The organism is Haloferax massiliensis (genome assembly GCF_001368915.1).
Classification (GTDB): Archaea; Halobacteriota; Halobacteria; order Halobacteriales; family Haloferacaceae; genus Haloferax; species Haloferax massiliensis.
The window spans coordinates 624,088-639,353 of sequence record NZ_CSTE01000002.1; the positions used below are offsets into that span (position 1 = coordinate 624,088).

16 protein-coding genes are annotated in these 15,266 nt (G+C 65.1%); 10 read left to right on the top strand and 6 right to left on the bottom strand.

Annotation, left to right across the window (positions count from 1 at the left end):
- Positions 1–21: 21 nt before the first annotated feature.
- Positions 22–1,062 carry a glycosyltransferase family 4 protein gene (locus tag BN996_RS07160; RefSeq protein ID WP_089777853.1) on the bottom strand — a complete coding sequence of 347 codons (1,041 nt, stop codon included), beginning with the start codon at positions 1,060–1,062 and terminating at the stop codon, positions 22–24.
- Positions 1,059–2,213, bottom strand: coding sequence for a glycosyltransferase (locus BN996_RS07165; protein WP_089777854.1), 1,155 nt, complete (start codon positions 2,211–2,213; stop codon positions 1,059–1,061). The genes BN996_RS07160 and BN996_RS07165 overlap by 4 nt, the downstream gene beginning before the upstream one ends.
- 1,042 nt (positions 2,214–3,255) lie before the next feature.
- On the opposite strand from BN996_RS07165, the gene aglJ reads away from it, so the two are divergent.
- Positions 3,256–4,167, top strand: a complete 912-nt coding sequence (gene aglJ, locus BN996_RS07170) for an S-layer glycoprotein N-glycosyltransferase AglJ (protein ID WP_089777856.1) — start codon at positions 3,256–3,258, stop codon at positions 4,165–4,167.
- Between the two features lie 51 nt (positions 4,168–4,218).
- Here the strand turns inward: aglJ and BN996_RS07175 are convergent, their stop codons facing one another.
- Positions 4,219–4,545: a DUF5789 family protein gene (locus BN996_RS07175; RefSeq protein WP_089777858.1), complete on the bottom strand. Its 327-nt coding sequence runs from the start codon at positions 4,543–4,545 to the stop codon at positions 4,219–4,221.
- A gap of 134 nt (positions 4,546–4,679) precedes the next feature.
- Here BN996_RS07175 and BN996_RS07180 point away from each other — a divergent pair, with 134 nt between their 5' ends.
- The gene (locus BN996_RS07180; protein ID WP_042663834.1) at positions 4,680–4,892 is read left to right on the top strand and encodes a ribbon-helix-helix domain-containing protein; all 213 of its coding nucleotides are present in this window, start codon (positions 4,680–4,682) and stop codon (positions 4,890–4,892) included.
- 19 nt (positions 4,893–4,911) lie between these two features.
- On the opposite strand, the gene BN996_RS07185 is transcribed toward BN996_RS07180, so the two are convergent.
- From BN996_RS07185 to BN996_RS07195, 3 genes are all read right to left on the bottom strand, one after another.
- A complete protein-coding gene (locus tag BN996_RS07185) occupies positions 4,912–5,430 on the bottom strand; it encodes a JAB/MPN domain protein-containing protein (protein WP_089777860.1) in 519 nt (172 codons plus the stop codon).
- Positions 5,430–6,116: a hypothetical protein gene (locus BN996_RS07190; protein WP_042663835.1), complete on the bottom strand. Its 687-nt coding sequence runs from the start codon at positions 6,114–6,116 to the stop codon at positions 5,430–5,432. Before BN996_RS07190 ends, BN996_RS07185 begins: the two co-directional genes overlap by 1 nt.
- A gap of 119 nt (positions 6,117–6,235) precedes the next feature.
- Entirely contained in the window at positions 6,236–6,523 is a 288-nt protein-coding gene (locus BN996_RS07195) for a DUF5779 family protein (RefSeq protein WP_042663827.1), read from the bottom strand.
- Between the two features lie 358 nt (positions 6,524–6,881).
- On the opposite strand from BN996_RS07195, the gene BN996_RS07200 reads away from it, so the two are divergent.
- The 8 genes from BN996_RS07200 (at position 6,882) to leuB (ending at position 15,214) form a co-directional block, all read left to right on the top strand.
- Positions 6,882–8,126 (top strand): LeuA family protein, encoded by a 1,245-nt coding sequence (locus BN996_RS07200; protein ID WP_226908746.1) that lies wholly within the window; start codon positions 6,882–6,884, stop codon positions 8,124–8,126.
- Between the two features lie 364 nt (positions 8,127–8,490).
- Positions 8,491–10,254 (top strand): biosynthetic-type acetolactate synthase large subunit, encoded by a 1,764-nt coding sequence (gene ilvB, locus BN996_RS07205; RefSeq protein ID WP_089777862.1) that lies wholly within the window; start codon positions 8,491–8,493, stop codon positions 10,252–10,254.
- The gene (gene ilvN, locus BN996_RS07210) at positions 10,251–10,907 is read left to right on the top strand and encodes an acetolactate synthase small subunit (protein ID WP_004970764.1); all 657 of its coding nucleotides are present in this window, start codon (positions 10,251–10,253) and stop codon (positions 10,905–10,907) included. The genes ilvB and ilvN overlap by 4 nt, the downstream gene beginning before the upstream one ends.
- On the top strand, positions 10,904–11,950 hold the full coding sequence (gene ilvC / locus BN996_RS07215) for a ketol-acid reductoisomerase (RefSeq protein ID WP_089777864.1): 1,047 nt from the start codon (positions 10,904–10,906) through the stop codon (positions 11,948–11,950). Before ilvN ends, ilvC begins: the two co-directional genes overlap by 4 nt.
- An 11-nt stretch (positions 11,951–11,961) precedes the next feature.
- On the top strand, positions 11,962–12,228 hold the full coding sequence (locus BN996_RS07220) for a DUF7989 family protein (protein WP_089777866.1): 267 nt from the start codon (positions 11,962–11,964) through the stop codon (positions 12,226–12,228).
- Positions 12,221–13,642 (top strand): 3-isopropylmalate dehydratase large subunit, encoded by a 1,422-nt coding sequence (gene leuC / locus BN996_RS07225; RefSeq protein WP_089777868.1) that lies wholly within the window; start codon positions 12,221–12,223, stop codon positions 13,640–13,642. The genes BN996_RS07220 and leuC overlap by 8 nt, the downstream gene beginning before the upstream one ends.
- Positions 13,639–14,247 (top strand): 3-isopropylmalate dehydratase small subunit, encoded by a 609-nt coding sequence (gene leuD / locus BN996_RS07230; protein WP_089777870.1) that lies wholly within the window; start codon positions 13,639–13,641, stop codon positions 14,245–14,247. The genes leuC and leuD overlap by 4 nt, the downstream gene beginning before the upstream one ends.
- A complete protein-coding gene (gene leuB / locus BN996_RS07235; RefSeq protein WP_089777871.1) occupies positions 14,240–15,214 on the top strand; it encodes a 3-isopropylmalate dehydrogenase in 975 nt (324 codons plus the stop codon). The genes leuD and leuB overlap by 8 nt, the downstream gene beginning before the upstream one ends.
- Positions 15,215–15,266 lie beyond the last annotated feature (52 nt).

Below are 15,266 nucleotides of genomic sequence, written 5' to 3' on the forward strand. Positions count from 1 at the left end.
GACAAAGCGATGGTTGAACTCTCAATTTTGATATATTTTTTGAGTGAACTCGGCCACTTCGCTCCACGTAATGCCAAGATCAACATCGACATCAACGTGGTTCAAGGAGTGGACTGCGTTGACTATCTCCGAGGACCTGGCACCTTGAACCGCAAGACTTCCATCTCTTCTTGCCCAGTCGACTAACGCCCCCGCTTCCCGAACCACACACGGCGTTCCTGCCGCCAACGCCTCTGCCACCGTCATCCCGTACGCCTCGAACTCGCTCATCGTCACGTAGACGTCGGCACCGGCGTAGAGCCGGGGGAGTTCGTCGTCATCTACGTATCCGAGAAACTCAACTCGGTGTTCAACACCAGCGCATCGTGCGATTCGTTCCAACTCCTCTCGATACGGTCCGCTTCCAGCGACGAGCAGGTCGAATTCGGGAAGTTCGCTCATCGCGCGAATCACGTGCTGGATTCCTTTGTACTCCTCTAATCGCCCGACTGTGAGGAGATACGGTCGCTCGCGTTCGAGTGGCGTGGCCGACGCAAACCGCTCGACGTCGAGGCCGTTCGGAATCACCGTCGCATCGACATCGAAGTCGTTCGCCAACTGGTCGCGTTCCCACTCGCTGACGGCGACGACGGCGTCGGCGTGTCTGACTGCCCACCTGCCGAACGGTCTGTACAGCGACAGTAGTTTATCCCGAACCGAACTCGCACTGCCGCCGTGGTAGTGCGGCGTCACGACGAACCGTCGGTCACCAACACCGAGCGCCGCGAAGAAGAGTGGGAACGAGTGATAGTTGTGTGCGTGCACGATATCGGCGTCCGCGTTCCGAACTGCCCACGTAATCTGCGGGCAAACGTGCATGGCTCCGTCCGGTGCGACCCCGCGGTAGCGCTTAATGCGGACGCCGTTGCGCCGCTCGCGTCGAAATCCCTCTTCGCCAGCGTCAGCCGTGAGGACAGTAACCTCGTGCCCGCGGTCGACGAGGCGTTCCGAAATCTCGCAGACGTGGGTTTCGACCCCACCTTGCTGTGGCGGATACCGCGGCACCACCTGCAGTATCTTCATTCGTACTGGTCTCGCAGTTCTTCGTCGACTTCCCAGATGGCAGACCCCTCGCCGCGGAGGAGTTTCACGGCTGCGAAGAACAGCGAAACCTGCGTGTCGAAGAGCGCATACAGTGGTTGAAGCGACCCCAGTCGGTCACGGGAGCCGAGGAACGTGAACGCCCCGAGCGCAACGGGAACGGCCAGCCCGAACGGTCCAGCGAGGAGGAGGCCGACAAGCGTCGTCAGCGCGATTCCAGTGGCGAGCAGCCACGGCGAGACGACCATAAACCACCAGTTGAACGGGAGAACGACGGACCCGTACATGCCGTACCGACCCAGTGCGTCGCGGTGCTGGGCGAGGAGTCGAATCAAGCCCATCGCACGGCGGTCTTTCTGCGTTCGCCGTTTCGAGAACGCCGAGTGCGACGCCTCCTTGTAGCGGATGTCGGGGTCGAAGACGACGCGCTTGCCGTTCCGACGAATCAACAGTGCCAGTTCGGTGTCGTCAGCGATGGAGTCCGGGTCGATGGGGACGATTTCGTCGTTTTCGAACGCGGAAAACGGCCCGTGGAAGATGAGCGTCGAGTCGAGGTGTGATTCGAGCGTTTGGATGGTCGCTTGGATTCCGCGGTAGCCTTCTTCGACGCCGCTGCCACCGAGAACGTCCGCGTTTCGCCCAGTGACCGCGCCGACGTTGGGGTCGGCGAGGTTGGCGGCGGCGACACGGAGTGCATCGGGTGCGACTTTCGAGTCGCAGTCGGTCTTGACCACCATCTCGTGTTTCGCCGCGGCGTATGCGTCGTTGAGCGCGGGCGCGAGGCCGCGTCGCTCGTCTTCTTCGATGAGGGTCAGCGTCGGCGCGTCGCGACGCTCGAACCAGTCACGGATGATGTCTCGCGTCGAGTCGTCACTCGAATCCACGATGACGACTTCGACTTTCTCCATCGGATAGTCGAGTGCGTAGATGTCGTCGAGTTTGTTTTCGATGATTCGTTCTTCGTTGTACGTCGGCAGAACGATGCTGACTGTCGGTTCCGCGTCCTGCTTGTCCGCTGGAGACCCCTCCGGACCAACCACGTAGTAGAGCAATCCGTAGAGCAGATACGGAATCCCCGTCAGCGAAAAAAGGAACATCGTCCCTTTCGCCAGACGGCGAGCGAGAGTGCGCATACCCCCCGGTTGAACGAGGGCGATAAAAATAACACGGGTCTTCCGCCACTGCTGACCGCTCTTCGAATTACAACTCGGCGTTTCCACGTCTCTCACGAGTTACAAATCAGACTGGAGTACAGCCATATATTCTCCCGGAAGGACACCTTCGTTTTGTTGTACTGTTTACTCTGAATTACTGAGAACACGGATTGTGTGAGCACCACCGAATTGAACCTACGATTCGGGTGGAACAAACTAGTGATGCAGGCCATCAGCATCGGGAATATAGGGAGTAGACGATTGTTGAGTCGGTGAGCATTGAGTCGGCGAAGTGAGTGTGGGGCACCGACGATATGTGAGATCAGTCTATTCGACGAAAACAAAAAACAGGCAATACACCCACTGTAGGCTGATGTGTACTGGCGATTCGGGAGAAAAGACAAACGTTGCGACTCAAAAAACAGCGAGCGCGTCGACGAGTATGTGGCTAGTGGAAACGCAAAAACACAGTCGAGACGACGCTACGACACGGAATCACGCGAATCTGTTCGTAGTGTGGTGAGGGTGGTCACCAAGATATCCGTGCCAATTCTACACCTCCATCGCGTCATCTTCCCTACATCCTTGCGGAAAACAGACAGGCGTGTACACCCCTGATATCGGAGGGTGTACCGGGGTGAGTCGGAGACAGTTAAAAACAACATACGTGTGGAGACCCAGGAAGAAATGTGCGGGTGTATGAGTACCAAACAGTTGCATCCCTCACACGAGATATCGAAAGTAACTATGGGTCCGTCCTGCCCTCGTGAACAGTAGTCACCAAGCACCCTCTTTTTCGGACCCAGTGGACGGGGTGGCACGAATAGGCACAGTTTGGAGATGAAACAGGAGTTCTCATGGTCGTGAGAATACTACGTATTGCGGCGTCATCTCACACAACGTCAACTGCCACAGACGTAGCGTGCTCGACAGAGAATGACTCATCAGGTTCGCGACTAAGTCGTGCTCGTGATAGTAAAGAGAAAACCCTTTTGAGAAGTCCTCAACCACCACTGTAACAATGCCCACCCCCGACGCCGTCTGTATCCTCATCCCCACCTATAACGAGGCGGAAACAATCGCTGATGTCGTCTCAGACTACCGGGACGAGGGATTCACAAACGTCCTCGTCATCGACGGTGAGTCCACAGATGGGACACGGGAACTCGCCGAAGACGCCGGTGCTCATGTCGTCGTCCAGTCGGGGTCGGGGAAAGGCCAAGCAGTCAGAGAAGCCGTCGAAGACCACGTCACAGCCGAGTACGTCCTGATGCTCGACGGCGACGGGACCTACGAAGCGACGGACGCCACCAAGATGCTCGACCCGCTCACCGAGGGGTACGACCACGTCATCGGCGACCGGTTTGCCGACATGCGGTCGGGCGCGATGACGCGGCTCAACAGGGTTGGAAACCGCATCATCAACCGGGCGTTCGCGTTCATTCACGGACAGGACTTCCGCGATATCCTCAGCGGCTACCGGGCGTTCACTCGCGAGTCGTTTCTCGACATGACGCTCACTTCCGACGGCTTCGGCATCGAGACGGAGATGGCCGTCGAGTGCGCGAAGCGAGATATCAAGACGACGGTGGTCCCCACGACCTACTACCCGCGGCCGGACGGCTCGGACACGAACCTCGACCCGATCCGGGACGGCGGGATCATCTTTCTCGAACTGTACCGCCGCGCCAAGACCAACAACCCGCTTTTCTACTTCGGAAGCGTCGGGTTCGCGTCGACTGCGACCGGGGTCGGTCTCGCCCTCTACGTCGCCTACGAGTGGGTCGTTCGCTCGGTCTCCCACGAGGTCATCGCCGTCGTGTCCATGGCGGGAATCCTCTTCGGGGTGCAGCTGCTGATGTTCGGCGTGCTGTCGGACCTCATCCTGTCGTTGCATCGCGAGCAGATGAAGCGCATCGAAGAACTGGAGTGAGCGTCAGCCCGCGCCGGCTGTCGGGACCGGGTGAACCGACCGAGACCGCCTTCAGAACGGGACGAGCGAACGAAGCCGACCCATCAGGCTCTTTGACGCGTTGGCGCGAAACTCCTCGAACACCGGGTGGAGCGTCTCCAAGAGGTCGCGGCGAGAGTCGAATCGGTCTTTCGGCGCGGCGGCGAGGGCGTCGCTTATCGCGACCGTATTGCCCGCGGCGTCAATCGGGACGGCGACGTCGTCGAGTGCTCGCACGATCTCGCTTGCGTCTGCCGGGTAGTCGATGTCTGCGGTGTCGACATCATCGGCGAGCGCGGCGATACCGAATTCGATTGAGTTCGGCTCCGACGTATCGTTCTGCGGCGGTCTCGCGGCCATCGAACGTGTATACGATGTCCCGAATGGAAAAACCCCCGACCTTCGGGGACATCGCCGGTGAGCGCCGGGAAACCGGACGGACGGTCGCAGTCGCCACCGTTGGGGTTAACCCCGCCCGGTGCCACGGTCGAGCCATGACCGAGTACACGACGGTCTCGATCCCGAAGGAGTTGGCCGCTCGCGTCGACGACACCATCGAGGGAACCACCTTTTCGAGCACGAGCGACCTCGTTCGGTTCCTCCTGCGCAGCATCGTCATCCAACACGAGCGCTCCGGTGGGGACCTCTCCGAGTCGGAGTTCCAAGAGATAGCGGAACAGCTGACCGACCTCGGCTACCTGCGGTAGTCAGCCGGGCACGGTCGGGTCAGTCGAGTTCTTCCTGCGGCGGTTCGGCGTCGAGCACGACGAGTTCCAACTTCCGTCCGGCGCGGTCGAAGGCGGCGAGCGTCCGCCGCTCCCACGGGGGGACGGCGAGGAGCACCACGGCCGCGAGGTCGTCGCGCTCCGTGAGCTCGAACGGACCCTGCGGATGGGTGAGAAAGCGGGCGCGGCCGCGCCCGGCGGGCGTTCCGAGGTCCATGCCGAAGACGGCGCTCACGGACTGGCCGGCTTCGGACATGTAGAAGTGGGTGAGAACCGGCGTCTCCGGGTCGAGCCCGAGGTCCTCGTCGAACTCGCCGGCGGGCGTGGGCGCGAGAACGACGTTCGCGGGCTTCGGCTCGGCCTCTTCGCCCATTTCGAGGAGGACGTCCACGAGTCCTCGCGTGACGTGAACTCGCCGTCGTTCCGACTCCTCGCCCGCGTTGTCAGCGGTGGGGTCGGCGGTCGGTTCTATGTTGGAGGGCTGTTCGTCGCCGTCGCTTGGGGGAGTGTCGTCGGGCATCAGTTTGAGAGCATCGAGGTGAACGCCCGGGCGTAGGCGCTCGGGAGGTTTCGTCGGGCGTTTCCGAGTGCGGTTCGAAGCTCGTCACCCGCGTTCACGGGCACGCCAGCGCCGTGACCGACGAGCAGCCGCTCGGGGTCGTAGCGCGAGAGCACGCGGCGCGGCGGGAACGGCCGGAGCATCGGGTGGACGCCGAGGTGCTCGCCGCGGGCGCAGAAGTAGCCCACCGTGCCGACCGACTCGGGGACGACGAGCAGGTCGTAGTCGTCGTGGTAGAAGCCGACTTCTTGCCACGGCGGGAGAGAGCGGTCGACGAGGCGGAACGCCTCGAAGCCCGAGTCGGCGAGATCGGCCCCGAAGCGCTCGACGGTCGCGTCGAGTTCGTCGGCGACACCGGTCATCCACGAGGCGACGTAGACGGGGGCCTCGTGGCGGTTGGCGATGGCCGCCGAGTCGCGCTTGTGCCGGTCGAGGCCGACGACGACGCCGGCCACGTCGCCGAACTCGTCGAACAGGTCGTCGACGCCGGGGGCATCGACGGGGTCGAACACCCACACGTCGCCGTCGACGGCGACGGCGTGGCTGGCGCGCTGCATGGTCTCGTCGGGGTGTGCGAGCCAGCCGACGCCGTGGTCCCATCGGTCGATCTCGCGGAGGTCGGACGTGCCGCGACCTTTCATCGGCATGTCAGTATCGTGGGGCTCGCGGCGCATAAGGACTCTCCCCGCGGCCGATGCACCCGGTTGTCGTGCTGCTCGTCACCGGCCGCCGGTCGGCCGCGACGACCGCAAAACGGGCCGCCCAGTCAGAGGCTGTCCGTGTTGATGTCCACGCCGGGCGGGGAGACCACGAGGAACTTCCGGAAGTGCATCAACTGGCCGTCCATGTCCTTGATGTCGCGTGCGAAGCCCGACGCGAGTTTGTTGAGGTCGCCCTCGATGGCGAGAAAGAGGACGTTTCCGCGGGCGACGGACTGGACCCACTCCTCCGGCGGGGTCGACCCGTCGAGGACGCCGAGGACCACGTCGCCCTCGGCGTCGTCCTCGTCGAGGTGTTCTTCGGCCGTCTGCAAGTTGAGATTGAAATCGCCCATACCCGCCCGGTTGTCGAGCGACGAGAAAAGGGTTCGGTCGGGGCGTGAGTCCGCCGCCGAGCACGCAAAGAGACCATTGTTATCACGTTGCACACGACAGTCGCGTTTCGATCCACGTTTGTCCAGTCGTCGGTGCGCGCACCGGGTACTAAATTTTGTTTCTAAATTCTATTTAGTTGTATTATCGTTCCGGAGCCATCGAACAGCGAGCGCACATATCAAGTCAATATATGCCATGATATGATATAAGGCCGTTTAGGTACTGCGATTACCCCCGAGAGTGGTTGTCACGCAACACTCTCTGAACGTTCGTGATACTGTCGGGGAAAAACATTTAAATAGGAGTTCGGGCACGTGACTGACACGATGTCTCACAAAGACACGGAGGATTCGTCGGGTTCCCCGGCGGGTCGAGTTCTTCCAGGGCACATTAGCCCAACAATCTGAAATCGAAGACGTACGAATCTTCGACACGACGCTCCGCGACGGCGAACAGTCACCGCGAACCTCGTTCAGCTACGAGGAGAAGCGCGACATCGCCGAAACCCTCGACGACATGGGTACCCACGTCATCGAGGCCGGGTTCCCGGTGAACTCGGAGGCGGAGTTCGAGGCAGTGGCGGATATCGCTGCTTCGACGGACGCGACGACGTGCGGGTTGGCCCGCGTCGTCGACAAGGATATCGAAGCCGCGCTGGATTCCGGCGTGGACATGGTGCACACGTTCGTGAGCACCAGCGACGTCCAGTTGGCCGACTCGATGCACGCTTCCCGAGAGGAAGCCGTCGAGCGGGCCGTCCGCAGTGTCGAACACGTCCGCGACGCGGGCGTTGAAGTAATGTTCTCGCCGATGGACGCCACCCGGACGGACGAGGACTTCCTCATCGAAGTCGTCGAGGCCGTCTCCGAGGCGGGCGTCGATTGGATCAACCTGCCGGACACCTGCGGCGTGGCGACGCCGACTCGCTTCGCCCGCATGGTGGCGACGGTCAGAGAACACACCGACGCGAGAATCGACGTGCACGCGCACGACGACTTCGGACTGGCGTCGGCGAACGCGATGGCCGGCTTCGAGGCCGGCGCAGCGCAGGCGCAGGTGTCGGTCAACGGCATCGGCGAGCGCGCCGGCAACGCCGCCTACGAGGAGGTCGTCATGGCCGCCGAATCCCTCTACGGCGTCGATACCGGCATCGACACGACGAAGATAACCGAGCTGGCTCGCGTCGTCGAGGCGGCGTCCGACATCCCGGTCCCGGCGAACAAGCCGGTCGTCGGCCGCAACGCCTTCTCTCACGAGAGCGGCATCCACGCCGCCGGCGTCATCGAGAACGCCGACACCTTCGAACCGGGCGTCATGACCCCGGAGATGGTCGGCGCGACCCGCGAGTTCGTACTCGGCAAGCACACGGGGACGCACTCGGTACGCAAACGCCTCGCAGATATCGGGTTCGACCCCTCGGACGCCGAGGTCCGGGAGGTCACCCGCCGCGTCAAAGACCACGGCGCGGAGAAAGAACGCGTCGACGACGCGACGCTTGAGGTGTTCGCCCGCGACGTGGGTATCACCCACGAGGACGATACGGAGGAGGAGGTCCGCGCCTGATGGCGCCGGGCTGTGGCCCTACGGGGCGACCGCCCTGCACGCGTTCGACCTCCCGACCGGCGTGCAATCGTTGCCCGCCGCGAAAGCATTATTATCGACGGGACGGACGTGTTGCATACGATGACCTCGCACGACGCACACGCGGTTCGCTCGACCCCGGACGCCGGGGCCAGCGACGCCGCCGTCGGCGCGATTCGGTCGCTCATTATTGTAGGGGCATAGCCCCCTACCACACCATCTCTCCGTCCCGCGTATCCGCACCGTTTTCAGACACGTCCGCAGTCCCCACAATGGCGCACCAGCACCACACGCAGTCACCAGACAACTCGTATCGACGACCGACCACACACCACGGAGCCCACACATGAGCGAACGAACCGCAGCCACGACCGACCCCGACGCGACCGACGCCGCCGACGACTCGACCGAGACGCCGACCGAGGTTACCACGGGTTCGACGTCAGTCGTCCGCGCCCTCGAAAACGCCGGCGTCGAAACCGCCTTCGGCGTGCAGGGCGGGGCGATAATGCCCATCTACGACGCGCTGTACCACTCGGACATCCGTCACGTGACGATGGCCCACGAGCAGGGCGCGGCGCACGCCGCTGACGCGTACGGCGTCGTTCGCGGCGACCCCGGCGTCTGTCTCGCCACGTCCGGTCCGGGCGCGACGAACCTCGTGACCGGCATCGCCGACGCGAACATGGACTCCGACGCGGTGCTCGCGCTCACGGGGCAGGTCCCGTCCGACATGGTCGGTTCCGACGCGTTCCAGGAGACCGACACCACGGGCGTCACCGCGCCCATCACGAAGCACAACTACTTCGCCTCGTCGCCCGACACCGTCGGCGACACCGTCGGCGAAGCGTTCGCGCTCGCCGCCGAGGGCCGCCCCGGTCCGACGCTCGTCGACCTCCCGAAGGACGTCTCGCTCAACGAGACCGACAGCGAGCCGGGGGCGGCACAGCCGCCCGAGACGTGCCGCGCCCGAACCGACCCCGCCGACTCGCAGGTCGAGGCGGCCGCGCGCGCAATCGAGCGCGCCGAGAAACCGCTCTTGCTGTTCGGCGGCGGCGTGGTCAAGGGCGACGCGACCGAGGTCGCCCGGCAGTTCGCGACCGAGCACCGGATTCCGGTGGTCACGACGATGCCAGGAATCGGCGCGATGCCGGAGGACCACGAACTCTGCCTGTCGTGGGCGGGGATGCACGGCACCGGCTACGCCAACATGGCCATCACGCACACCGACTGTCTCATCGCGGTCGGCACGCGGTTCGACGACCGCCTGACCGGCGGTATCGACACGTTCGCCCCCGAGGCGGAGGTCGTCCACATCGACATCGACCCGGCGGAAATCTCGAAGAACGTCCACGCGGACTACCCGGTCGTCGGCGACGCCGGCCGCGCCATCGAGCGCGTCGACGCCGAACTGGACGAGGGTCCCGACGCGCGCGAGTGGGTCGAACAGTGTCTGGCGTGGAAAGACGAGTACCCGATGGACTACGCGGCCCCGGACAACGAGCCGCTGAAGCCGCAGTTCGTCGTCGAGGCGCTGGACGAGGCCACCCCCGACGAGACCATCGTCACGAGCGGCGTCGGCCAACACCAGATGTGGGCCGCCCAGTACTGGACGTTCACCGAGCCGCGGCGGTGGGTGTCCTCTCACGGGCTCGGCACGATGGGCTACGGCCTGCCCGCCGCAATCGGCGCGCGGGTCGCGGCCGACGACGACGAGACGGTCGTCTGCGTCGACGGCGACGCCTCGTTCCTGATGACGATTCAGGAGCTTTCGGTCGCCGTCCGCGAGAACCTCGACATCACCGTCGCCATCCTGAACAACGAGTACATCGGGATGGTCCGCCAGTGGCAGGACGCCTTCTTCGAGGGCCGACGCATGGCCGCCGGCTACGACTGGTGTCCCCAGTTCGACAAGCTCGCCGAGGCGTTCGGCGCGCGCGGCTGGACCGTCGACTCCTACGAGGAGGTTCCCGACGCTATCGAGGAAGCGCTCGCGTACGACGGCCCCTCGGTCATCGACTTCCACGTCGACCCGGCGGAGAACGTCTACCCGATGGTCTCCTCGGGCGGCGCGAACGGCAAATTCGCACTCTCGGAGGACCAGTTATGAGCGACAATCGGACAGGACTGCAGGGCCCCGCGCCCGACGAGCGGCCACACCCCGACGGCCGCCGCAACGCGCAGGGCATCCGCATCGACCCCGAAGCGGAATCGGAACACGAACCACGGCGCGCGGTCTTTTCGGCCATCGTCGAGGACGAACCCGGCGTGCTCTCGCGCGTCGCCGGCCTCGCCGCCCGCCGCCAGTTCAACATCGAGAGCCTCACCGTCGGCCCGACGACGGTCGAGGACCACTCCCGCATCACGATGGTCGTCGAGGAGCCCGAACCGGGCATCGACCAGATAGAAAAACAGCTCGCGAAGCTCAAGCCCGTCATCTCCGTCGGCGAGCTGGACGACGACGCCGTTCGCGCGGAACTCGTCCTCCTGAAGGTCCGCGGGGAGGACCCCGATAAGGTCCACGCCATCACGGAGATGTACGACGGCCGCACGCTCGACGCCGGCCCCGAGACCATCACGGTCCAACTCTCCGGCGACGAGCGCAAGATAGACGACGCCGTCGACGCGTTCCGGCGGTTCGGCATCATCGAAATCGCCCGAACCGGCCAGACCGCGCTCGCCCACGGCTCGAAGAAGACCGTTCCCGGAGAGGAACCCGGAACCTCCGGCGAACCAACCAAACCGAACACCAACACCCAATGACCGAACTCACCACGGAAGTCTACTACGACGACGACGCCGACCGTTCCCAGATCGACGACAAGACCGTAGCCGTCATCGGCTACGGCAGCCAGGGCCACGCCCACGCGCAGAACCTCGCCGACAGCGGGGTCGACGTGGTCGTCGGCCTCCGCTCGAACTCCTCGTCTCGCGACGCCGCGGAAGCCGACGGCCTCCGCGTCAAAGAGCCGGCCGCGGCGGCCGCCGAGGGCGACATCGTCTCCGTGCTCGTCCCCGACACCGTCCAGCCGGCGGTGTTCGAGGAGATTCGAGACTCCCTCGACGCCGGCGACACGCTCCAGTTCGCCCACGGCTTCAACATCCACTACAACCAGATTCGACCCCCGGAAGACGTCGACGTGACGATGGTCGCCCCGAAGTCGCCGGGCCACCTCGTCCGCCGTAACTACGAGGCGAACGAGGGGACGCCGGGTCTCATCGCCGTCTATCAGGACGTGACGGGCGACGCCAAAGAGGAGGCGCTGGCCTACGCGCACGGCCTCGGCTGCACCCGCGCGGGCGTCATCGAGACGACGTTCCAGGAGGAGACCGAGACCGACCTGTTCGGCGAGCAGGCCGTCCTCTGCGGCGGCGTCACCTCGCTGGTCAAGCAGGGCTACGAGACGCTCGTCGACGCGGGCTACTCCCCCGAGATGGCCTACTTCGAGTGTCTGAACGAACTGAAGCTCATCGTCGACCTGATGTACGAAGGCGGGCTCGGCGAGATGTGGGACTCCGTCTCCGACACCGCCGAGTTCGGCGGGCTGACCCGCGGCGACCGCGTCGTCGACGAGCACGCCCGCGAGAACATGGAAGAGATTCTGGAGGAGGTCCAGGACGGCACCTTCGCCCGCGAGTGGATTCTGGAGAACCAGGCGGGCCGGCCGTCGTACTCCCAGCTCAAGGACGCAGAGGAGAACCACCACATCGAGCAGGTCGGCGCACCCCTGCGCGACCTGTTCGCGTGGGCCGACGAGGAAGACGAGGCGGACGCGGAGAAAGCCGAAGCGCCGGCGGACGACTGAACACGACACCAATGACACGCGACGACACGACCGACCGAATGCGAGATATCAGCCACACGAACCCCTATACGGGCGAGACGTTCACCACGGTCTACGAGCGCGGCCCGGCCGTCACCGACGGCGGACGGAGCGACTCGACGCCCGCGGCGACGGACACCGACACCGACTCGCAGACGATGGGCGACGTGGACCACACGCCCCGCAACGGCGAGGGCGCGAACCAGGTCTGGGAACGCGGCCGCGACGACCGCGTCGTACCGGGTGACGGACATGAGTGAGGGAACGCTGTACGACAAGGTCTGGGAGGAACACACGGTCTCGGAGCTGCCGACCGGCCAGACGCAGCTGTTCTGCGGCCTGCACCTCATCCACGAGGTGACGAGCCCGCAGGCGTTCGGCATGTTGCAGGAGCGCGACCTCGAAGTCGCCTACCCGAACCGGACGCACGCGACGGTCGACCACATCGTTCCGACGTCGGACCAGTCGCGGCCGTTCCGCGACGACGCCGCCGAAGAGATGATGGCCGAACTCGAACAGAACGTCCGCGACGCGGGCATCAACTTCTCGGACCCGACGTCGGGCGAGCAGGGCATCGTCCACGTCATCGGGCCCGAGAAGGGACTCACCCAGCCCGGCATGACAATCGTCTGCGGCGACAGCCACACCTCGACCCACGGCGCGTTCGGCGCGCTCGCGTTCGGTATCGGGACGAGCCAGATTCGCGACGTGCTGGCGACCCAGACGGTCGCGATGGAGAAAAAGAAGGTCCGGAAGATCGAGGTCACGGGCGAGCTCGGCCCCGGCGTCGAGGCCAAGGACGTCATCCTCGAAATCATCCGTCGCCTCGGCACCGAGGGCGGCGTCGGCTACGTCTACGAGTACGCCGGCGAGGCCATCGAGAACCTCGACATGGAAGGCCGGATGAGCATCTGTAACATGTCCATCGAGGGCGGCGCTCGCGCGGGCTACGTCAACCCCGACGAGACCACCTACGACTGGCTGAAGGAGACCGAGTACTTCCAGGAGAACCCCGAGCGGTTCGACGAACTCAAGCCGTACTGGGAGTCCATCCGCTCCGACGAGGACGCCGAGTACGACGACGTCGTCACCATCGACGGCTCCGAACTCGAACCCGTCGTCACGTGGGGGACCACGCCCGGACAGGGCGTCGGCATCACCCAGCCGATTCCGGCCCCCGAGGACCTGCCCGAGGAGAAGCAGGACACCGCCCGGATGGCGCAGGAGCACATGGGCGTCACGCCCGGCGAGACGATGGAGGGCTACGAAATCGACGTGGCGTTCCTCGGGTCGTGTACCAACGCCCGCATGCCCGACCTCCGCCGCGCGGCGGGCGTCGTCGAGGGCCGACAGGTCGCGGACGGCGTTCGCGCCATGGTCGTCCCCGGCAGTCAGCGCGTCAAGGCCGCCGCGGAGGCGGAGGGCCTCGACGAGATATTCACGGAAGCCGGCTTCGAGTGGCGCGAGGCGGGCTGTTCGATGTGTCTCGGCATGAACGAGGACCAACTGGAGGGCGACGAGGCCTCCGCGTCCTCGTCGAACCGCAACTTCATCGGTCGGCAGGGGTCGAAAGACGGCCGCACCGTCCTGATGAATCCGCGGATGGTCGCCGCCGCGGCCGTCACCGGGCACGTGACTGACGTGCGCGAACTGAAGGAGGTGACCACCGCATGACCGACGAGATTCCCGAAATCGACTCCGCGTCCGGCTCCGGCGTGCCCATCCGCGGCAACGACATCGACACGGACCAGATCATCCCGGCGCGGTTCATGAAGGTCGTCACGTTCGACGGCCTCGGCGAGTTCGCGTTCTTCGACCAGCGCTACGACGAGAACGACGAACCCAAGGACCACCCGCTGAACGAGCCGCAGTTCCAGGACGCCGCCATCATGGTCGTCAACGCCAACTTCGGCTGTGGCTCCTCTCGGGAGCACGCCCCGCAGGCGCTCATGCGCTGGGGCATCGACGCCATCATCGGCGAGTCGTTCGCCGAGATTTTCGCGGGCAACTGCCTCGCGCTCGGCATCCCGACGGTCACCGCCGACCACGACACCATCACCGAACTGCAGGACTGGGTCGACGAGCACCCGGACGCCGACATCGACGTGGACGTGGAAAACGAGACGGTCACCTACGGCGACACCACCGTGGACGTGACCGTCGACGACGCACAGCGGAAGGCGCTCACCGAGGGCGTCTGGGACACGACGGCGCTCATGAAGTCGAACGCCGACGCGGTCGCCGAGAAAGCCGCCGCCCTGCCCTACGTCGATGACTGAGGAAATCGTCGTCATCCCCGGCGACGGCATCGGCGCGGAGGTCATCCCGGCGGCGGTCGACGTGCTGAAGGCCGTCGGCGACTTCGAGTTCGTCGAGGCCGAGGCGGGCGACCACGTCAAGGAAGCCACGGGCGAGGCGCTCCCGCAGGAGACCTACGACCTCGCCGCCGAGGCGGACGCGACGCTGTTCGGCGCGGCCGGCGAGACCGCGGCGGACGTCATCCTGCCCCTTCGAACCGCGGTGGACTCGTTCGTCAACGTCCGCCCGGCGAAGGCCTATCCCGGCGTCGACGCGCTCCGTCCGGAGACGGACCTCGTGTTCCTCCGCGAGAACACCGAAGGCGTCTACTCGGGTCACGAAGACCGCCTCTCCGAGGACCTCTCGACGCTCACGCGCGTCGTCACCACCTCGGCGTCCGAGCGACTCGCCGAGTACGCCTGCGACTACGTCGGCGGCGAGGGCGGCAGTTTCCAGGTCGCCCACAAGGCGAACGTGATGCGCGAGACGGACGGCCGCTTCCGCGACGCCGTGGTCTCAGTCGCCGACGAGCGCGGCGTCGAGGCCGAGGAGGTCCTGATGGACGCCTTCGCGACGCGCGTCTGTCTCGACCCCACGCAGTTCGACACCGTCGTCTGTCCGAACCTCGCGGGCGACGTGCTCTCGGACCTCGCCGCCGGCCTCGTCGGCGGCCTCGGACTGCTCCCCTCGGCGAACATCGGCCCGGACGCCGCGCTGTTCGAACCGGTTCACGGCTCCGCGCCCGACATCGCCGGCGAGGGAGTCGCCAACCCCGCGGCGACGATTCTGTCCGCGGCGATGCTGCTCGACTACCTCGACTACGAAGCGGAGGCCGACCGCGTTCGGTCGGCCGTCGAGGGCGTCCTCGCCGACGGGCCGCGCACGCCCGACCTCGGCGGCGACGCCTCCACGGAGGACGTGACCGCCGCGGTCCTCGCCCGCCTCTGAGCGTCGACGACGCGCCGAACCGGCGACTTGACGCTCGTTTCGAACGCGCTCG